Source organism: Crossiella sp. CA-258035, assembly GCF_030064675.1.
Lineage (GTDB): Bacteria > Actinomycetota > Actinomycetes > Mycobacteriales > Pseudonocardiaceae > Crossiella.
In genome coordinates this window covers 903,673-922,393 of sequence record NZ_CP116413.1, presented here as the reverse complement: position 1 = coordinate 922,393, position 18,721 = coordinate 903,673, and the positions used below count along the sequence as shown (strand labels likewise).

The window sequence follows — 18,721 nt, the reverse complement described above, 5'->3', positions numbered from 1 at the left end:
GGTGCGGGCCCAGCCACTCGTCTGGAGGACGGAAAATCGCCCGGAGGGATTACGGTCTGACCCGAAAAGTCCGGGAAAGGTTTGGCACTCGCGTCCGGAGGCCCCGCTCGTGCAGACCCAGGAACCCACTGACGCGGAGCTGGTCCGCGCGGCCGCGGCCGGCGCCGGCCAGGCGTTCGCGACGCTCTACGCCCGGCACCGGCCCTCGGTGTTCGCCTTCGTGCTGCGGCTGGCCAGGGACGGGCACCTGGCCGAGGACATCACCCAGGAAGCCTTCGTCACCGCCCTGCGAAACCTCGCTGACCTGCGCGAACCCGAGCGTTTCCGGCCCTGGCTGGTGAGCATCGCGCACCGCGCCGCGCTGGACCACCTGCGCAAGCCGGGCCCCGCGCTGATGCCGGAGCTGCCCGAGCTGGTCGCAGGCGAGGCCTCCCCCGCCGAGGCCGCCGCCGCGCACGAGGCGGCCCGGCTGGTCTGGGACGCCGCGGCCAGCCTGGAGCCGCGGCAGCTCGCGGTGCTGGAGCTGACGGTGCGCGAAGGTCTTTCCGGCACCGAGCTGGCCGAGGCGCTGGACGTGCGGGCCAACCACGCCGCGGTGCTCGCCCACCGGGCCCGGTCCGCGCTGGGCAACGCGGTCCGGATGCTGCTGCTGGCCCGCAACCCGCGCCGCTGCCCCCGGCTGGCCGAGCTGGTGCCGGGCAAGCCGCGCTCGCTGTCGCTGCCGCAGCGGATGAGCGTGGACCGGCACCTGCGCCGCTGCCCGCAGTGCCGGGACCTGGCCGGTCGCCTGACCAGGCCGCTGGCCGTGCTGGGCGCGCTGTTCGCCGCCGCGGTGCCCGCCGACCACCCGGCGCTGCTGCCGGTGAACGCCGGGCACTCGATGGCGTTCAAGGCCTCCGTGCCGGTGGCGCTGGCCGCCGCGCTGAGCCTGGGCTACTACCTGCTGCCGCATCCGGTCCAGCCGCCGCAGGCCGCCCCGCCCGCGCCCGCCACCAGCACCACGACCACCACCGCCGAACCCGCCACCACCACGCCGCCCCCGCCCAGCACCAGCACCCCGCCGACCTCCACCACCCGCGCCAAACCCAGCCCGACCACCACGACGCCCGCCCCGGCCGGTCCCGGCGAGCAGCTCACCGTGCTGATCAACGAACGCCGGTCCGCCGCGGGCTGCCAGCCGCTGCGCCAGGACCCGAGGCTGACCACCGCGGCCCGCCAGCACAGCGCGGACATGATGAAGCACAACTACATCGGCATGACCAGCCCCGACGGCACCTCGGTCGAGGACAGGGCCAGGGCGGCGGGCTACCAGCGGACCGCGGGCGCCTACGTGGCCGCCTCCAGGGAGTCGGCCAGGGAGATGGCGCCCACGGTCGCCGACGGCGACTCACCAGCGCTGCGCTGCGACCTGCGCTCGGTGGGCGTCAGCCGGGCGGTCGGCGGCGAGTGCGGCTACTACTGGACGGTGATCTACGGGCGGGCTTAGGGCCAGCGGTCGGCCATCGCGTAGGCCGCGTGCAGCAGGGCCGCGTCGCCGGTGCGGGCGTGCTCGCGGAAAGCCGCCTCGGTCAGCTTGATCACGTGCGCGTCCCCGGAGGCCACCGCCCGCTCCACCAGCGTCTCCGCCACCGGCGGCTCGTCCAGCACCACGTCCAGCCCGTCCAGTCGCTCCGGCGAGAACGCGGCCACGATGCCGCCGACCACCTGCCAGGACGCGGCCACCGCCGGGGCGGCGAACTCGGCAGGCAGGTGCGGCAGCACCAGGCGGACCGCGGCAGGCCCGGTGACCGCGTGGCAGAACTCGATCGGCGCGTCCGGCCGGGCCAGGAACACCCTGGCGGCGGCGCTGATCAGCTCGTCCAGCACCGCGTCGGGAGCCTCGGGCGCGCCGTAGCGGTCCAGCCCTTCGGCGAACCCGGCCAACCCGTCCAGGTGCGCGAGGTCGCCGCTGATGCCGCCGCCGTGGCCGATCTGGTCCGGGGTGAGCCGGGGCAGCCGGGAGATGGCCACGCCCAGCGGGTCCGGGCCGCGCAGCGCGGGCGAGCCGGGCAGCTCCTGGTAGCGGGCGGCCCAGAAGCCGAGGCCCTTGGCCAGCTCGTCCACCAGCATCGGGTGCGGTCCGGCCAGCGCCAGCGCGCGGACCCCGTGCGCGGTGCGGATCACCCCGTGCGTGGCGCTGGCGGCCAGTCCGGGCAGCAGCCGCGGCCACCAGGCACGCAGCACCTCCAGCCAGTCCCGCGCGGCCAGCTCGCGGCGGAACAGCGCGGTCCAGTCACCGAGCCGGCTGAGGTCGCCGAGGTGTTCCCGCCAGTCCGCCGCGTCCAGGCGGAACCGCTCCGGCGGCTCGGGTTCCAGGATCGGGCGGTAGAGCCGGGTCCAGCCGGGAGCGGCCCCGGCCACGCCGAGGGCGACCAGCGCTTCGGCCGCCATCGGGCCGTGGTTGGCCAGGTAGCCGCGGCGCTCGGCGCCGGTGCCCGCGAGCAGTTCCAGGCTCTCCAGGAGTTTGTCCAGGTCAGAAGTCATCTGCCCACGATCGGATCTCCAGTGCGGTGGAGGTCAAGGGTGAACCTGGACGTGACATGGGCTACGGGCCGGTAGCTTCCGCGGTGATGCTGGTTACGCTGCCGGGTCATGAGCAGTGCCACCGCGCCGATGGGGCAGCCGCTGGAGTCCGCCCCGGCCGAACCGGACATCCACACCACGGCAGGCAAGCTGGCCGACCTGTACCGGCGCAACGAGGACGCGGTGCACGCCGGGTCGGCGCGGGCGGTGGAACGGCAGCACGCCAAGGGCAAGATGACCGCCCGCGAGCGGATCGACCTGCTGCTGGACCCCGGCTCCTTCGTGGAGCTGGACGAGCTGGCGCGGCACCGCTCGACCAACTTCGGCCAGGAGAAGAACCGGCCCTACGGCGACGGCGTGGTCACCGGCTACGGCACCGTGGACGGGCGGCCGGTCTGCGTGTTCAGCCAGGACGTGACCGTCTTCGGCGGCTCGCTGGGCGAGGTCTACGGCGAGAAGATCGTCAAGGTGATGGACCTGGCGCTCAAGACCGGGCGGCCGATCGTGGGCATCAACGAGGGTGGCGGCGCGCGGATCCAGGAGGGTGTGGTCTCGCTCGGGCTCTACGGCGAGATCTTCCGGCGCAACACGCTGGCCTCCGGCGTGATCCCGCAGATCTCGCTGATCATGGGCGCGGCCGCGGGCGGGCACGTGTACTCCCCCGCGCTGACCGACTTCACCGTGATGGTGGACCAGACCTCGCACATGTTCATCACCGGCCCGGACGTGATCAAGACCGTCACCGGTGAGGACGTCGGCTTCGAGGACCTGGGCGGCGGGCGCACGCACAACACCAAGTCCGGCAACGCGCACTACCTGGGCAGCGACGAGCAGGACGCGATCTCCTACGTCAAGGCGCTGCTGTCCTACCTGCCCTCGAACAACCTGTCCGAGGCCCCGGCCTACCCGGGTCCCGGCCTCACCGAGGCTTCCATCGCCGACTCGCTGACCGAGGAGGACCGGGAGCTGGACACGCTCATCCCGGACTCGGCGAACCAGCCCTACGACATGCACGAGGTGCTCACCAGGGTCCTCGACGACGGCGAGTTCCTCGAGGTGCAGCCGCTGTTCGCGCCGAACATCCTGATCGGCTTCGGCCGGGTGGACGGGCAGAGCGTGGGCGTGGTGGCCAACCAGCCGACCCAGTTCGCCGGCTGCCTGGACATCGACGCCAGTGAGAAGGCCGCCCGGTTCGTGCGCACCTGCGACGCGTTCAACCTGCCGGTGCTGACCTTCGTGGACGTGCCGGGCTTCCTGCCGGGCACCGACCAGGAGTGGAACGGCATCATCCGGCGCGGCGCCAAGCTGATCTACGCCTACGCCGAGGCCACCGTGCCACTGGTCACCGTGATCACCCGCAAGGCCTACGGCGGCGCCTACGACGTGATGGGCTCCAAGCACCTGGGCGCGGACGTGAACCTGGCCTGGCCCACCGCGCAGATCGCGGTGATGGGCGCGCAGGGCGCGGCGAACATCGTGCACCGCAAGACCCTGGCCCAGGCGGCCGAGCGCGGCGAGGACGTGGACGCCCTGCGCGCCCAGCTCCAGCAGGAGTACGAGGACACCCTGTGCAACCCGTACGTGGCCGCCGAACGCGGTTACGTGGACTCGGTGATCCCGCCCTCCTACACCCGCGGCTACGTGGCCCGCGCGCTGAACCTGTTGCGGGACAAGCGGGAGACCCTGCCGCCGAAGAAGCACGGGAACATCCCGCTGTGAGCCCGGCCGAGGAGGCAGGCATGAGCGAACGCCCGCTGTTGCGCGTGGTCCGGGGCACCCCGGACGAGGCCGAGCTGGCCGCGCTGACCGCGGTGGTGGCGGGGCTGGCGAGCGCGCCCAGCGCCGAGCCGGAGCCCGCGCCGCGTTCGGCGTGGGGCGATCCGGCCCGGCTGCACCGGCCGTCGCTGCGGCCGGGACCGGGCGCCTGGCGGGCGTCCGGCCTGCCCGGCTGAGCCACGGCCTCAGCGCAGTCCGCGCCAGAACTCCAGCCGGTGCTGCGCCGGGAAGTCCACCTGCCGGGTGGCCTCTCCCGGTGCCAGCGCCTGCACGTACTTCGCCGGGCCGAACTCATCCCACTTGGGCAGCCCGGGCCCGTTCGGGTCGCCGGTGCGGGCGAAGTTGGCCCAGTACTTGAGCATCCGCTCCGACAGCTCCCGCTGGCCCGGCTTGGCCTTGTCCCGGAAACCCTTGTCCGGGAACAGGTACGGGGTGTCCGCGGCGTGGAAAGCGCCTGGCGGCAACGATTGCGGGAACGGCAGGTAGCTCGGCGCCTCCCGGTCGGCGAAGGAGTAGGCGAAGGTCTTCCCACGCTGGGCGCCCAGCTCGGCCTGCTCGAACGCGGCGGTCGCCCACAGCCCGTCGGTGAGCACCTCGGACCAGGCCAGCGCCGGTGACTCGAACTGGCTCAGCGGGTACTCGCGCAGGATCCGGTCCGCCTTGGCGCCAAAGGCTTCCGCCACCAGCTTCGGGTACTCCGCCGCGCTCAGCTCGGCGCGGAACAGGCCGACGAAGGTGCGGTGCTCGTCCCTGGTGATCCCGGTGACCATCGGCACCGGCTGGGCCTTGCCCGCGCGCAGTGCCGCGGCAGGCAACTCGGGCAGCACCTCGCCGCCGTAGGCGTAGCTCTGGAACATCCGCATCAGCGGGAACAGCTTGTCCACCGGCAGCTTGCGCAGGCAGTCCAGGTCCGCGCAGCCCAGCTCAGCGGCCATGGCCGCGCCCACCTGCTCGGTCTCGGCCAGCGAGCGCCAGATGAACCAGTCCACCGCCGGGATGCCGGGGCTGACCGCGCCCGCGGGCAGCGGCATCAGCGCCTCTCCACTGTGGACGGAGGCCCGCTGGAAGAGTCCTTGCGCCCCAGGCGAAACCAGGTGCGCGCTGATCGAGGAGCCGCCGTAGGAGGAGCCGATCACGGTGACGTTGCCCGGATCCCCGCCGAACGCGCCGATGTTCTGCTTGACCCAGCGCAGCGCGGCCTGCTGGTCGGCCAGCCCGAAGGTGCCCGATCCGGCCAGCCCCGGATAGCCGAAGCCGCCGAACACGCCGAGCCGGTAGTTGATCGTCACCACCACGGCGTCGCCCGCGGTGGCCAGCGGCACGCCGTCGAAGAGCGCGCCCGAGCCGACCACGCCGTCGCCGTGGATCCACACCAGCACCGGCTTGCGCTGGCCCGAGCGCGGCGTGGTCACGTTGAGGTACAGGCAGTCCTCGGTGGTGCTGCCGGTCTTGGCGTACTCGGTGCCCTCCTGCGGGCAGGCGTTGCCCGGCCGGTCCGCCGCCCTGGTGCCGGTCCAGGCCGCCACCGGCTTCGGCGGCTGCCAGCGCAGCTCGCCCACCGGCGGCGCGGCGTACGGGATCCCCTGGTAGCTCAGGTGATCCGCGGCCACCACGCCGCGCAGCTCGCCCGCCTCGGTCCGCACCACCGCCGTCGGCTCCGGCGGCGCGCCCGCGCAGCCCGCCAGCAGCAGCGCCGCCAGCGCCAGTCCCGCTGTTCGTCCGCTCATGTCTCCCCCGATCCGCGATCTCGATGACCTCGTCCGGAAGCTAGCGCGGAGGGGGCAGTACAGGTGTCGCCCAATAGTCCGGACAGTTGGACCTGGCAACTGAACAGAACTGGCCCTAGCGTCTACGCAGATCACAGGAGGTGTTCGTGACCCACCGCCGACCTTCGCGCGTGCTCACCGCGCTGCTGGCCACCGTGGCCAGTGGCATCGGCGCGCTGTCCTTCGCACCCGCCGCCAATGCCGCTGCCGAGCAGGCCTTCCAGCTCCGCGCCGGGGTCAGCGACCCCATCTACTCCTATGCGAACGCGATCCGCGAGACCGTGTACGTGCCCACCGGGTTCGACCTGGACGGGGACAACGTGATCGACCGGGTCGCCGCGGACATCGTCCGGCCTTCGGAAGCCGCCCAGCAGGGCAAGAAGGTCCCGGTGATCATGGACGCGAGCCCGTACTACGACAACCTGGGCCGCGGCAACGAGAGCGAGAAGAAGACCTACAACGGCCAGCAGCCACTGGGCTTCCCGCTGTTCTACGACAACTACTTCGTGCCGCGCGGGTACGCGGTGGTGCTGGTCGACCTGGCCGGGACCACTCGTTCGGAGGGTTGCAGCGACATCGGCGGCAAGTCCGACGTGGCCTCGGCCAAGAAGGTCATCGACTGGCTCAACGGCAGCGCCGACGGCTTCACCACCAAGACCGGCAACGTGAAGGCCTCCTCCGGCTGGAGCACCGGCGCCACCGGCATGATCGGCAAGTCCTACGACGGCACCATCGCCAACGGCGTGGCCGCCACCGGCGTGCCCGGCCTGAAGACCATCGTGCCGATCGGCGCGATCAGCTCCTGGTACGACTACTACCGCAGCGACGGCGTGTCCTTCGGCTTCAACCCGGTCGGCCTGGCCAACACGGTGGAGAAGGGCGGCCGCCCGGACTGCGGCGCGCAGAAGACCAAGCTCACCAACGGCGCGACCAGCAACGGCGACTACAACGCCTTCTGGGCCGAACGCGACTACCTGCCGAACGCGAGCAAGGTCAAGGCCAGCGTGTTCGTCGTGCACGGGCAGGGCGACCTGAACGTCAAGGCGCTGCACTACGGGCAGTGGTGGGACAAGCTGGCCGCGGCCGGGGTGACCCGCAAGATCTGGCTGACCCAGGCCGGGCACGTGGACCCGTTCGACTTCCGCCGCTCGGTGTGGGTGGACACCCTGCACCGCTGGTTCGACCGCTGGCTGCTGGGCGTGAACAACGGCATCGAGAACGAGCCGCAGGCCACCATCGAGCGCGCCCCTGACACCTGGGTGAACGAGCCGACCTGGCCGCTGGCCGGGACGGAGCAGGTGAACCTGCGCATCCGCAAGGGCCAGGTCGCCGGGCTCGGCCTGCTGGGCACCACCCAGGCGACCCCAGGCAGCACCGAGAAGTTCACCGACACCGCGGGCCAGAACTCGGCGAACTGGGCGGCCAACCCGAACGCCGCCTCCACCGCGCGCACCCTGTTCAGCACCGGTCCGCTGACCAAGGACCTGCGCATCTCGGGCACCGGCTCGGTGACCGTGCGGGTCACCCCGACCACCTCCACCGCGCACCTGAGCGCGGTGCTGGTGGACTACGGCCCGGCGACCATCCGCAACTACGCGGGCTCCGGCGAGGGCATCAGCACGCTGGCCAACGAGTCCTGCTGGGGCGAGTCCACCCCAGGTGACAACGGTTGTTACAAGAACACCGCGACCACCACTGCGAACGTGGGCCTCGAGGTCTTCGCCAGGGGCTGGGCCGACCTGGCCAACTCCGAGTCGCTGACCAGCCAGACCCCGATCGTGCCCGGCCAGGCCCGCACCATGACCTTCAGGCTGGCCAGCACCGACCACGTGATCCCCAAGGGCCACCGGCTCGCGGTGATCATCGCGGGCACCGACTCCGGCCGGATCGTGGCCCCGGCCAACCGCCCGACGGTGACCATCGACCTGGGCCGCTCCTTCGTCACCCTGCCGGTCGTGGGCGGGGCTGGTCAGGTGCCGCCGGCCGCGCCGGACGCGCTGACCCCTGACCTGCCCGGTCACCTCCCGCAGCTGGACCTGGGCGGGAACCAGAACGGCGACTTCGTGCGGCGCTGACAACCCCACACGAATCACCACGGCGGGGCGTCCCTCCCTCGGGGCGCCCCGTCGTCATGCCCGGCTGAGCAGGGCCTCGATGCCCACCACCGCCGCGCCCCGCGCCCAGTCCTCGAAGGACAGCGGCCGCAGCTCCAGCGCGCACCGGGCGGCCGCACCGAAGGCATGGGCGGCAAAGGTCTCGCGCAGCCGCTCGCCGATCAGGTCGTAGGCGGCCAGTCCCTCGCCGGAGACCACGATCCGCTCCGGGCCGACCAGGTTGGCCAGCGCGGCCAGCCCCAGCCCGATGGCGTGCCCGGCGTCGGCGAAGACCGCCCGCAGCGGCTCGTCCCCGGCCCGCGCGGCGGCCACCGCCTCGGCCATGGTCAGCCCGGTCCCGGACACCTCACGGCACCTGGCCAGGATGGCCCGCTCGGCGGCCACCGCCTCCACGCAACCGGTCCGGCCGCACGGGCAGCGCGGACCGTCGGCGACCACCGGCACGTGCCCCAGCTCCCCGGCCACCCCGTGCGCGCCAGCCACCAGCGCGCCGTTGACCACCAGCCCGCAGCCGACCCCGGTACCCAGCGTGACCAGCGCGAACGAGCTGGCCCCGAGTCCGCTGCCGAACCAGCGCTCGGCCGCGGTGAGCGCCTTGACGTCGTTCTCCACCAGCACCGCCAGCCCGGTGGCCGCGGCCAGCCGCGCGCCCAGGTCCACCTCGGTCCAGCCCAGGAACGGCGAGGACCGCACCACCCCGGCGGCCCGGTCGATGTCCCCGGAGACCGCGACCCCCATGGTGCGCACCCGCCGGCGGCGGCCCGGCTCGGCCAGCAGCTCCTCGACCAGCTCGGCCAGCGCGGGCACCACCGCCTCCGGCGTGCAGTCGGCCAGCGGACGCCGGGCACTGGCGCGGACCCCGGCGCGCAGGTCGGTGACCACCGCGATCAGCTCGGCCGCGGTGACCTTGACGCCGAGGAAGAACTCCCGGTCCGCCCTGATCGCCAGCGGGCTGCGCGGGCGGCCGCGGCCGGAGGGGTCCTCGGCCCGCTCTTCCACCAGGTAGCCGCTGTCCAGGAACGGCCGGGTGGCCTTGGTGACCGTGGCCGAGGACAGGCCGGTCAGCTCGCCGATCTCCACCCTGGACAGCGGCCCCCTGGTCAGGACGGTGGTGAAGACCAGCGCGCCGGCCGGGGTGGACTGAGGGCTGTTGTCTGGCACCCCCTGATGCTAATTTTCCTTCCCAAGGAAATAAAACCGATGCCCGGTCCCCGCCAGTGAAGGGTCAGCAACGATGCGGTCCTTACCCCGACTCATGCTCGCGCTCGGCCTCGTCGCCGCCGGGCTCGGTGGCGCCGCGCAGGCCGCGCCCGCGCCCGCTGCCCCCGCGCTGGCCACCGACGTCCAGGCCCCCGCCGTGCGGCCGTACATGGGCTGGAGCAGTTGGAGCCTCCAGACCACCTCCTACCCCGGGGTCAACCCGAGGGGCCGGGCCAGCTTCCTCACCGAGGCCAACGTGCTCAAGCAGGCCGAGGTGCTGGCCCGCGACCTCAAGCAGTACGGCTACAACTACGTCAACATCGACGCCGGCTGGTGGCACACCTGGGGCTGGGTGCCGCAGTTCGACGAGTACGGCAGGCCCAAGGCTGACCCGGAGAAGTTCCCGCGCGGCATCAAGTGGCTCTCCGAGCAGCTGCACCGCAGGGGCCTGAAGTTCGGCATCTACCAGCCCGTCGGCCTGCAGAAGGAAGCCTTCGGCCTGGACCAGGCCAACCGGAGGAACTTCCCCATCCACGGCGCGCCCGGCTGCACCGGCAACGACATCGTCTACCCGGACTGGCGCACCACCAACGGCTGGGACAACGCCTACAAGATCGACTTCGACCGGCCCTGCGCGCAGAAGTACATCGACTCGATCACCAGGATGTTCGGCGACTGGCAGGTGGACTTCTTCAAGCTGGACGGCGTCGGCCCCGGCTCGTGGAAGGAAGGCCCCAACTACGACAACCGCCCGGACGTGGCGGCCTGGCGCAAGGGCCTGGATAAGACTGGCCGCAAGGTCATCCTGGAGATCTCCTGGTCGGTCGACATCAGGGCGATCGACTTCTGGCAGGAGCACGCCACCGGCTGGCGGATCAACACCGACGTGGAGTGCTACTGCCCGACCCTGGTCACCTGGCAGAACTCGGTGGACGACCGGTTCGCCGACCTGCCGCAGTGGATCCAGCACGCCAGGCCCGGCCAGTGGCACGACCTGGACACGCTCAACGTGGGCAACGGCGTGATGGACGGCCTCACCCCGGAGGAGCGGCGCAGTTACATGACGCTGTGGGCGGTCACCAACGCCCCGCTCTACATCGGCGACGACCTCACCCAGCTGGACAGCTTCGGCAAGTCGCTGCTGACCAACCGCGAGGTGCTGGCCATCAACCAGAACGGCATGCCGGCCAAGCCGGTGCGCACCGGAGTGGACCAGCAGGTCTGGTCGGTCAGGAACGCCGACGGCAGCCACACCGTCGCCCTGTTCAACCTGGGCGCGACCAAGGCCCCGGTGGACGCGGTCTTCGCCGAACTGGGCATCACCGGCCCGGCCCAGGTCCGCGACGTCTGGGCGGGCGCGAACCTGGGCGCCTACCAGCACGGCTTCACCGCCGAGGTGCCCACCCACGGCACCCGGTTGCTCAAGATCATCCCGGGCGGCCAGGCCACAGGTATCGAGGCCGAGGCATCGGACAGCGTGCTCACCGGTGGCGCGAAGGTCTCCGACTGCGCGGGCTGCTCGGGCGGCCGCAAGATCGGCGACCTGGGCAACGGCTCGGTCACCCTGAACGGGATCACCGTCCCCCGCGCCGGTGACTACACCGTGCGGGTGGGCTACGTCTCCGGCGACCCGAGGGCGTTCGCGGTCGGGGTGAACGGGGCGGCGAACATCAACTTCGACCTGCCGCCCACCGGCGGCTGGGGCACGCCTGGCGTGGCCGAGATCGTGGTCCGGCTCAAGGCGGGGGCGAACTCGCTGAAGTTCAGCAACCCCGGCAACCACGCGCCGGACCTGGACCGCGTCGAGGTCGTGAAGTGAACGCTGACCGACGCGCACGGCCGGGCAACTAAGCTGCCCGGCCGTGCGCTTTGTATTGGCTTCCCAGTCCCCCGCCCGGCTTGGTGTCCTGCGCGCGGCGGGCATCGAACCCGTCGTGCACGTCTCCGGCGTCGACGAGGACGCGGTGGCCGCCGCCCTGCCCGACCCCAAGCCCGCCGAGGTGGTCGTGGCGCTGGCCGCGGCCAAGGCCGAGGCGGTGCTGCCCACGGTGGCCGCCGAGCTGGACGAGGCGGTGGTGGTCGGCTGTGACTCGATGCTGCTGATGGACACCCCGGACGGCCCGGAGATCGTCGGCAAGCCCGCGAGCACGGAGGTCGCCCGGCAGCGCTGGCGGCTGATGGCCGGGCGCAGCGGCGAGCTGCTCACCGGGCACGCGGTCGTCCGGCTCAGCGGCGGCCAGGCGGTGGCCCGCGCGCAGGAGACCATGAGCACCACGGTCCGCTGGTCCGCGCCCAGCGAGGCCGAGCTGGAGGCGTACCTGGCCAGCGGCGAGCCGCTGCACGTGGCCGGTGGGTTCACCCTGGACGGGCTGGGCGGCTGGTTCGTCGAGGGCATCGACGGCGACCACGGCAGCGTGATCGGCATCAGCCTGCCGCTGACCCGCAGGCTGCTGGCCGCGGTCGGCGTCTCGGTTGTTGATCTCTGGGCCAAATAGCCTGCTCAACGTGACTGTCCTCACCCGTTCGAAGGACAAGGAAGACGTGAGGAAGTTTTAGAGTTCTACCCATCGTCATGGGCATCCGATGGTTCTTCACCGAGCGCCGCCACGTCGACCTTGGTCGGCTGGCGAGTTCGCTCTGTCCGGCCTGAGCCGCACCCCCGCTCAGTCCCGACCCATCGCCAACCCATGATCCCCTGGGGGAATCCGTGCTGTCCGCACTCAAGAAGTTCCCGTTCTGGGCGCAGACCGTCGCCGGTCTCGTGCTCGGCGTCCTGCTCGGCGTGCTCGCCAGAGCCAACGGCCTGACCTGGCTGTCCACCACGCTGGCCACCATCGGCTCCACCTTCGTGCAGCTGCTCACGCTGGCCGTGGTGCCGCTGGTGTTCACCGCGATCGTGGTCAGCATCGCCAACCTGCGCAACGTCAACGGCGGACCCGGCACGGTGGCCAGGCTGGCCGGCAAGACGCTGCTCTGGTTCGGCATCACCTCGCTGATCGCGGTGCTGGTCGGCATCGCGGTCGGGCTGATCACCAACCCCGGACAGGGTGTCACCCTGCCGGTGGACCAGTCGTACAAGCCGAAGAGCCAGGGCGGCTGGCTGGACTTCCTCAAGGGCCTGCTGCCGACCAACCCGGTGCTGGCCTTCACCGAGGGCCGGGTGCTGCAGATCGTGTTCCTGGCCGTGGTGATCGGCATCGCCGCGTACAAGATCGGCGGCAAGGCCGAGCCGTTCGTGAACTTCAGCCGGTCCCTGCTGGAGATCACCCAGAAGGCGCTGTGGTGGGTCATCCGGCTCGCCCCGCTGGGCACGCTGGGCCTGATCGGCCGGGCCACCGCGCAGTACGGCTTCGACCTGCTCCGCCCGCTGGCCACCTTCGCCTTCGCGGTCTACCTGGGCTGCGCGATCGTGCTGTTCGTGGTCTACCCGCTGCTGCTGGCCCTGGTCGGCAAGGTCAACCCGCTGCGCTTCTACGCCAAGGCCTGGGCGCCGATCCAGCTGGCCTTCGTCTCCCGCTCCTCCATCGGCACCCTGCCGCTGACCCAGCAGACCACCATCCGCCGCCTCGGCGTGCCGGAGCAGTACGCCAGCTTCGCGGTGCCCTTCGGCGCGACCACCAAGATGGACGGCTGCGCCGCGGTCTACCCGGCCATCGCCGCGATCTTCGTGGCCCAGGTGTTCGGCGTGCCGCTGTCCTTCACCGACTACATCCTGATCGCCGCGGTGTCGGTGTTCGGCTCGGCCGCCACCGCGGGGCTGACCGGCGCGATCGTGATGCTCACCCTCACCCTGTCCACGGTCGGCCTGCCGCTGGCCGGGGTCGGCCTGATCATCGCCATCGACGCGATCCTGGACATGATCCGCACCGCCACCAACGTGGCCGGTCAGATGGTGGTCCCGGTGCTGGTCGCGCGCAGCGAGGGCACCCTGGACGACGAGGTCTTCAACGCCCCCGGCGGCGGCGACCCGCTGGCCGAGCGCGCCGAGGACGAGGTCAGGACCGAGGAGAAGGTGCCCGCGACGGTCTGAGCACCGTCACTGGCAGACCTTGAGCTGCTGCCTGGTTGGCGACAGGTTGTTCGGCCAGCCGGGCAGCAGCTCCTTCTTGGTCACCACCGCGGTGCAGCCGATGTAGCTGCCCTCGTAGTTGATCGCCTGCACCACGAACCGCTTGCAGGCCTGGAAGTTGCCGCTGCCGTCGCAGGCGCTGGCCACCGCGAGCACCTCGGGGATGCCGTCGTCGTTGACGTCCCGCAGCTGGAGCACGCCCTGGTCGGAGGGGTAGTTGGCCTCCACCCGCACCCACGGCCGGGACGGCGGCTTCAGGTACAGCGTGCCCACCTTGGTGCCGTCGTCGGACTGGTTGAAGGTGACCAGGCAGGCCTGGTACCGGCTGGCGGCCTGGCAGCTCAGCGAGCCCTTCTGCACCTTGCCGCCGACCGAGATGGCCAGCGTCTCGTGCACGTTGAGCCCGGAGTCGCCGCCCTCGTCGAAGCGCACCCGGCTGAAACCGCCGGAGGCGTCGGCCAGCAGCTCCACCTTGGTGTTGCCGACCGTGGTGGCCTCCACGCCGACACACGGCCCGGACCCGCAGCGCAGCGAGGGTGCGGCTGACGGAGAGCTGGCGGGCGCGCGCTCGCTGGCTGGGGGCTGCTGCACACCGCCGGGCACCCCGCCCGAGGCGGCCGGTCCCTCGCGGAGCAGAGCGGCCCCCAGCAGCGCCGCCACGGTCGCCACCGCGGAGGCCACCATCGCCACCTTCACCAGCCTCGGCACCCTGGCCGTCTGCTCGGCCACCGCCGCCACCTCCACCTCTCGCCCAACGGGCCCTATACCACCGACGCTCTATCACTGTCGTCCCTGCAAGCAGGACTCCGACACACCACGTGAGGTTGCTCTCGCTCAGTGCATCACCACTGGACCCTAGACTCGCCGAACACCACCCTTTTCGATGACGTGTCGTCTCGTAAGAACGTGTCGTCCCGGGGTCGTCAGCACATGGAGGTGCCGTGGCACTGCGCAAGGTGCTCATCGCCAACCGCGGTGAGATCGCCGTCCGAGTCATCAGGGCCTGCCGGGATGCCGGGCTGACCAGCGTCGCGGTCTACGCCGACCCGGATCGGGACGCGCCGTTCGTGCGCCTGGCCGACGAGGCGTTCGCCCTGGGTGGCACCACGGCCGCCGAGTCCTACCTGGTCGTGGACAAGCTCCTGGAGGCGGCCAAGCGCGCGGGCGCGGACGCGGTGCACCCCGGCTACGGCTTCCTCTCCGAGAACGCCGACTTCGCCCAGTCCGTGCTGGACGCGGGCCTGACCTGGATCGGCCCGACCCCGCAGGCCATCCGCGACCTGGGCGACAAGGTGACCGCCCGGCACATCGCGCTGCGCGCGGGCGCCCCGCTGGTGCCCGGCACCAAGGACCCCGTCAACGGGCCCGAGGAGGTCGTCGCCTTCGCGCAGGAGCACGGCCTGCCGGTGGCGATCAAGGCCGCGTTCGGCGGCGGCGGGCGCGGGCTGAAGGTGGCCCGCACGCTGGAGGAGATCCCGGAGCTGTTCGACAGCGCGGTGCGCGAGGCGGTCACCGCCTTCGGCCGCGGCGAGTGCTTCGTGGAGCGTTACCTGGACAAGCCGAGGCACGTCGAGGCCCAGGTGCTGGCGGACACGCACGGCAACGTGATCGTGGTCGGCACCCGCGACTGCTCGTTGCAGCGCCGCCACCAGAAGCTGGTGGAGGAGGCCCCCGCGCCGTTCCTCTCCGCCGAGCAGCGCGCCACCATCCACACCGCGGCCCGCGCGATCTGCGCCGAGGCCGGGTACCACGGCGCGGGCACGGTGGAGTTCCTGGTCGGCCAGGACGGCACCATCTCCTTCCTGGAGGTCAACACCCGGCTCCAGGTCGAGCACCCGGTCAGCGAGGAGACCGCCGGGATCGACCTGGTGCGCGAGCAGTTCCGCATCGCCGCCGGCGAGCGGCTGCGCTTCGACAGTGACCCGGAACCGCGCGGTCACTCCATCGAGTTCCGCATCAACGGCGAGGACGCCGGCCGCAACTTCCTGCCCGCGCCCGGCACGGTCACCCGGTTCGTCCCGCCCTCCGGCCCCGGCGTGCGGGTGGACGCGGGCGTGGAGAGCGGCAGCGTGATCGGCGGCCAGTTCGACTCGCTGCTGGCCAAGCTGATCGTCACCGGCGAAACCCGCGAGCAGGCCCTCGAGCGGTCCCGGCGGGCGCTGGACGAGCTGGTGGTCGAGGGCATGGCCACCGTGGTCCCGTTCCACCAGGCCGTGGTGCGCGACCCGGCGTTCACCGCGCAGGACGGCTTCACCGTGCACACCAGGTGGATCGAGACCGAGTTCGACAACACCATCCCGCCCTTCACCGGCGGCGCGGAGGCCGAGGCGGAGGACACTCCCCGGCAGACCGTGGTGGTCGAGGTCGGCGGCCGCAGGCTGGAGGTCTCGCTGCCCGGCGACCTGGCCGTCGGCGGCGGCGCGCCCGCGGCGAAGGCCAAGCCCCGCAAGCGTTCCGCGGGCAAGGCCGGGGCCGCGGTCTCCGGTGACGCGGTGGCCGCGCCCATGCAGGGCACCATCGTCAAGGTCGCGGTGGCGGAGGGCCAGCAGGTCAGCGCGGGCGAGCTGCTCGTGGTGCTGGAGGCGATGAAGATGGAGAACCCGGTCACCGCGCACAAGGACGGCGTGGTCACCGGCCTGTCCGCCAAGCCGGGAGAGACGGTGACCCAGGGCTCGGTGCTCTGCGAGCTGAAAGACTGACCAGAGTGGACAGTCCAATCACGACTGATCAAAACCTGTTGCTGGTCCTGCACGACCGGCAGGAGGCGGAGGACCTCGCGGAGGAGCTGCGCGCCGACGGCTGGGTGGTCGGCGGCGTGCACCGCGAGATGCTCGCCGGCGAGGACGACGCGGAGGACGTGGACTGGGTGGTGGTGCTGGAAACCGCCCCCGACGGCCTCCCCGCGTCCTGCTGGCAGGACCAGCTGGAGGCCATCGCCGAGCAGCACGACGGCTTCGTCAGTCAGCCCTAGCCAAAAGTCGGCCACCGCTGGCCAAAAGGCCGAGGGCACCAGCCGGTCGGATCCCTAACTTTGACGTTGTGAGCACATATGGGGATCACGTCGAGCTGCGGATCGGGGACACCGAGCGGACCGAGGCCGAGCGGTTGCTCGGTGAGCACCTCCGGGTCGGGCGGCTGACCGCGGAGGAGTTCGGGGAGCGGGCCAACGTGGCCGCCTCCGCGCGCACCCGCCGGGAGCTGTCCATGCTCTTCGAGGATCTGCCCGCGCCGCACCCGACCTTCGAGCTGCCCGCGCCGTTGCAGTACCAGCCGCAGGTCACGCCGATGCCGCTGGCCGCGCCGCCGTCGCGGCAGTCCGAGTACGCCGCGCACACCGTGGTCAAGGTGCTCGCGGTGCTGATCGGCGTGCCGGTGGCCGGGCTGACCCTGCTGGCCGGTGGCGGCTTCACGCTGGCCCTGGTCGACCGGCTGCCCGCCACGCTGGCCATGCTGGCCGCGGCCTGCATCGGCGTGCTGGTGCTGGCCGGGGTCGTGGTGGCCGTGCAGCGGTTCAAGCCGAAGTAGCATCGGAATGTGCCCAACGAGCCTGAGCTGCGGATCAGCGATCACGAGCGGTCCGAGGCGCTGACCGCGCTCGGCGAGCACTTCGCCGTGGGCAGGCTGCAACTCACCGAGTACGACCAGCGCGCCGCCCAGGTGGCCGCCGCGCTGACCAGGGGCGAGCTGCACGCGCTGTTCACCGACCTGCCCGAACCGCACCCGCGTTTCGACCACCTGCCCGCCGTGGTCAAGGCCAGCAGCGGCGCGGTCGCCGTGCCCGACCCGCGCACCCCGGCGCAGCGGGCCGCCGCGGTGAGCCTGGTGGTGCTCGGCGCGGCCTGGATCCCGCTGATGATCTTCCTCGGCTGGTGGTGGTTCTTCTTCCTCCCGCTGGGTTTGGGCGCGGTCTACGGCTCGCTGTGGGGCGAGGACTGGAACAGCAGGGACCAGGGCCGCAAGAAGGGCAAGAAGAAGCGCAAGTAGGTTTCCTCGCATGGAGCCGGTGGAGATCAACGCGGGTGCGTACTACCTGCGGCAGCTACGGGCGGACAACCTGATGGACGACCGGCCGGCCGTGCTGGCCGCGTTCACCGACCCGGAGCTGCGGCGCTGGGTCACCGGCTACCGGGTCGAGGACCTGGACAGCGCCGGCCGCTACATCACGCTGCGCGCGCACGAGTGGCAGGAGGACCTGCGCTGCTCGTGGGCGGTGGCCGAGCCGACCACCGGCGAGATGCTCGCCGAGGTCGGCCTCAAGGACCTGGACCTGGTGCGCGGCATCGGTTCCGCGGCCTGCTGGACCCACCCCGCGCACCGCGGCCGGGGCGTGATGACCCAGGCCCTGCAGACCGCGCTCCGCTTCGGCATCGAGGCACTGGGCCTGCGCCGGATCGGCTACCGGCACGCGGCGGGCAACGAGGCATCCCGACGGGTCGCGGAGAAGTGCGGCTTCACCCTGGAGGCCACCCTGCACCAGGCCACCACGGTCGACGGCGACCTGCACGACGTGCTCGCCTGGACCCTGATCGTCTGAGGTGGGCTAGCGTGCCCAGCGTGGTCAGACCGCTCCGCATTCCCGCGCTGCTGCTCGGCTGCCTGCTGCTGGCCGCCTGCACCCCGCCGCCGCCCAAGCCCACCGCGCCGAACCCGCCGCCGGTCCCGGTCACCAACCCCAAGGTCTCCCTGCCGCCCCGGCCCAAGGAGATCAAGCTCGACCGGGTCGACCCGTGCACCCTGCTGACCACCCGCCAGCGCAAGACCCTCGGCATGGACCGCCCGCCGCTGCCCACCAGGTACCCGACCATGGGCAACGCCAAGGTCTGCGACTTCCGCGACTCCACCAGGGCGCTCACCGTGCGCATCGGCCTGGTGCTGGTCCAGGGCGTCGGCGTCTGGCTGGAGGAGACCGCGCAGGCCGAGGCCAAGGCCGCCACGGTGGCCGGCTTCCCCGCGGTGGTGGTGCGCACCGCCGAGCAGACCAAGTTCTGCAACGTCGAGGTCGACGTGGCCGAGGGCCAGTTCCTGGACGTGCAGTTCGGCGACGCGGGCAACGCCCACCCGCCCAGCCTGGACTCGCTGTGCGCCTCCGCCCAGGAGGTCGCCAACGCCGCGATGACCACGCTCGCCGCCCGCTGAGACGAAGTACCCGGCCAGCACCACCTGGATGGCCCGTTGACAGTTCACCAGTAGGTGGGATCGTTACGGAGACCGCACCAAGTGATCACTGTCGGTCG

Annotated in this window: 18 protein-coding genes; 14 read left to right on the top strand and 4 right to left on the bottom strand. The window is 71.9% G+C overall.

From position 1 onward, the window contains the following. Positions 1 to 109: 109 nt before the first annotated feature. A complete protein-coding gene (locus N8J89_RS04465; RefSeq protein WP_283663083.1) occupies positions 110 to 1,486 on the top strand; it encodes a sigma-70 family RNA polymerase sigma factor in 1,377 nt (458 codons plus the stop codon). Here N8J89_RS04465 and N8J89_RS04460 read toward each other — a convergent pair. Beyond that, on the bottom strand, positions 1,483 to 2,523 hold the full coding sequence (locus N8J89_RS04460; RefSeq protein ID WP_283663082.1) for a questin oxidase family protein: 1,041 nt from the start codon (positions 2,521 to 2,523) through the stop codon (positions 1,483 to 1,485). The two genes, N8J89_RS04465 and N8J89_RS04460, sit on opposite strands and share 4 nt — an antisense overlap. Before the next feature lie 108 nt (positions 2,524 to 2,631). Here N8J89_RS04460 and N8J89_RS04455 point away from each other — a divergent pair, with 108 nt between their 5' ends. Next, positions 2,632 to 4,281: an acyl-CoA carboxylase subunit beta gene (locus tag N8J89_RS04455; protein ID WP_283663081.1), complete on the top strand. Its 1,650-nt coding sequence runs from the start codon at positions 2,632 to 2,634 to the stop codon at positions 4,279 to 4,281. 20 nt (positions 4,282 to 4,301) lie between these two features. Beyond that, entirely contained in the window at positions 4,302 to 4,514 is a 213-nt protein-coding gene (locus N8J89_RS04450; protein WP_283663080.1) for an acyl-CoA carboxylase subunit epsilon, read from the top strand. 9 nt (positions 4,515 to 4,523) lie between these two features. On the opposite strand, the gene N8J89_RS04445 is transcribed toward N8J89_RS04450, so the two are convergent. After that, complete coding sequence (locus tag N8J89_RS04445; RefSeq protein ID WP_283663079.1) at positions 4,524 to 6,065, bottom strand: carboxylesterase/lipase family protein; 1,542 nt, start codon at positions 6,063 to 6,065, stop codon at positions 4,524 to 4,526. 170 nt (positions 6,066 to 6,235) lie between these two features. On the opposite strand from N8J89_RS04445, the gene N8J89_RS04440 reads away from it, so the two are divergent. After that, entirely contained in the window at positions 6,236 to 8,179 is a 1,944-nt protein-coding gene (locus N8J89_RS04440; RefSeq protein WP_502868472.1) for a Xaa-Pro dipeptidyl-peptidase, read from the top strand. A gap of 54 nt (positions 8,180 to 8,233) precedes the next feature. Here N8J89_RS04440 and N8J89_RS04435 read toward each other — a convergent pair whose 3' ends face one another. After that, positions 8,234 to 9,379, bottom strand: a complete 1,146-nt coding sequence (locus N8J89_RS04435; RefSeq protein ID WP_283663078.1) for an ROK family protein — start codon at positions 9,377 to 9,379, stop codon at positions 8,234 to 8,236. 73 nt (positions 9,380 to 9,452) lie between these two features. On the opposite strand from N8J89_RS04435, the gene N8J89_RS04430 reads away from it, so the two are divergent. The 4 genes from N8J89_RS04430 (at position 9,453) to N8J89_RS04420 (ending at position 13,448) form a co-directional block, all read left to right on the top strand. Then, positions 9,453 to 11,237, top strand: a complete 1,785-nt coding sequence (locus tag N8J89_RS04430; RefSeq protein ID WP_283663077.1) for an alpha-galactosidase D — start codon at positions 9,453 to 9,455, stop codon at positions 11,235 to 11,237. Between the two features lie 43 nt (positions 11,238 to 11,280). Continuing rightward, positions 11,281 to 11,913, top strand: a complete 633-nt coding sequence (locus tag N8J89_RS04425) for a Maf family protein (protein ID WP_283663076.1) — start codon at positions 11,281 to 11,283, stop codon at positions 11,911 to 11,913. Positions 11,914 to 11,990: 77 nt separating this feature from the next. Beyond that, the gene (locus N8J89_RS41825; RefSeq protein ID WP_374205690.1) at positions 11,991 to 12,068 is read left to right on the top strand and encodes a putative leader peptide; all 78 of its coding nucleotides are present in this window, start codon (positions 11,991 to 11,993) and stop codon (positions 12,066 to 12,068) included. Between the two features lie 57 nt (positions 12,069 to 12,125). Further along, positions 12,126 to 13,448 (top strand): dicarboxylate/amino acid:cation symporter, encoded by a 1,323-nt coding sequence (locus N8J89_RS04420; protein WP_283663075.1) that lies wholly within the window; start codon positions 12,126 to 12,128, stop codon positions 13,446 to 13,448. A 6-nt stretch (positions 13,449 to 13,454) separates the two neighbouring features. Here the strand turns inward: N8J89_RS04420 and N8J89_RS04415 are convergent, their stop codons facing one another. Continuing rightward, positions 13,455 to 14,216, bottom strand: a complete 762-nt coding sequence (locus tag N8J89_RS04415; protein WP_283663074.1) for a hypothetical protein — start codon at positions 14,214 to 14,216, stop codon at positions 13,455 to 13,457. A gap of 212 nt (positions 14,217 to 14,428) precedes the next feature. Between N8J89_RS04415 and N8J89_RS04410 the strand changes: the two genes are divergently transcribed. The 6 genes from N8J89_RS04410 to N8J89_RS04385 all read left to right on the top strand — a co-directional run bounded on the left by N8J89_RS04410 (position 14,429) and on the right by N8J89_RS04385 (position 18,623). Continuing rightward, positions 14,429 to 16,186, top strand: a complete 1,758-nt coding sequence (locus N8J89_RS04410) for an acetyl/propionyl/methylcrotonyl-CoA carboxylase subunit alpha (RefSeq protein ID WP_283663073.1) — start codon at positions 14,429 to 14,431, stop codon at positions 16,184 to 16,186. A 5-nt stretch (positions 16,187 to 16,191) separates the two neighbouring features. Further along, positions 16,192 to 16,458, top strand: coding sequence for a hypothetical protein (locus N8J89_RS04405; protein ID WP_283663072.1), 267 nt, complete (start codon positions 16,192 to 16,194; stop codon positions 16,456 to 16,458). Between the two features lie 68 nt (positions 16,459 to 16,526). Beyond that, a complete protein-coding gene (locus tag N8J89_RS04400) occupies positions 16,527 to 17,012 on the top strand; it encodes a DUF1707 SHOCT-like domain-containing protein (protein ID WP_283663071.1) in 486 nt (161 codons plus the stop codon). A 9-nt stretch (positions 17,013 to 17,021) separates the two neighbouring features. Then, complete coding sequence (locus tag N8J89_RS04395) at positions 17,022 to 17,471, top strand: DUF1707 SHOCT-like domain-containing protein (RefSeq protein ID WP_283663070.1); 450 nt, start codon at positions 17,022 to 17,024, stop codon at positions 17,469 to 17,471. 10 nt (positions 17,472 to 17,481) lie between these two features. Then, on the top strand, positions 17,482 to 18,021 hold the full coding sequence (locus N8J89_RS04390; RefSeq protein ID WP_283663069.1) for a GNAT family N-acetyltransferase: 540 nt from the start codon (positions 17,482 to 17,484) through the stop codon (positions 18,019 to 18,021). A 20-nt stretch (positions 18,022 to 18,041) separates the two neighbouring features. Then, positions 18,042 to 18,623 carry a DUF3558 domain-containing protein gene (locus tag N8J89_RS04385; protein ID WP_283663068.1) on the top strand — a complete coding sequence of 194 codons (582 nt, stop codon included), beginning with the start codon at positions 18,042 to 18,044 and terminating at the stop codon, positions 18,621 to 18,623. Positions 18,624 to 18,721: the final 98 nt, after the last annotated feature.

What these genes read in the sequence shown, in the direction of transcription:
- N8J89_RS04430 (WP_283663077.1), top strand. Translation starts at nt 9,453, where the DNA reads ATGCGGTCCTTACCCCGACTCATGCTCGCGCTCGGCCTCGTCGCCGCC.
- N8J89_RS04460 (WP_283663082.1), bottom strand. Translation starts at nt 2,523, where the DNA reads ATGACTTCTGACCTGGACAAACTCCTGGAGAGCCTGGAACTGCTCGCG.
- N8J89_RS04390 (WP_283663069.1), top strand. Translation starts at nt 17,482, where the DNA reads ATGGAGCCGGTGGAGATCAACGCGGGTGCGTACTACCTGCGGCAGCTA.
- N8J89_RS04455 (WP_283663081.1), top strand. Translation starts at nt 2,632, where the DNA reads ATGAGCAGTGCCACCGCGCCGATGGGGCAGCCGCTGGAGTCCGCCCCG.
- N8J89_RS41825 (WP_374205690.1), top strand. Translation starts at nt 11,991, where the DNA reads ATGGGCATCCGATGGTTCTTCACCGAGCGCCGCCACGTCGACCTTGGT.
- N8J89_RS04445 (WP_283663079.1), bottom strand. Translation starts at nt 6,065, where the DNA reads ATGAGCGGACGAACAGCGGGACTGGCGCTGGCGGCGCTGCTGCTGGCG.
- N8J89_RS04450 (WP_283663080.1), top strand. Translation starts at nt 4,302, where the DNA reads ATGAGCGAACGCCCGCTGTTGCGCGTGGTCCGGGGCACCCCGGACGAG.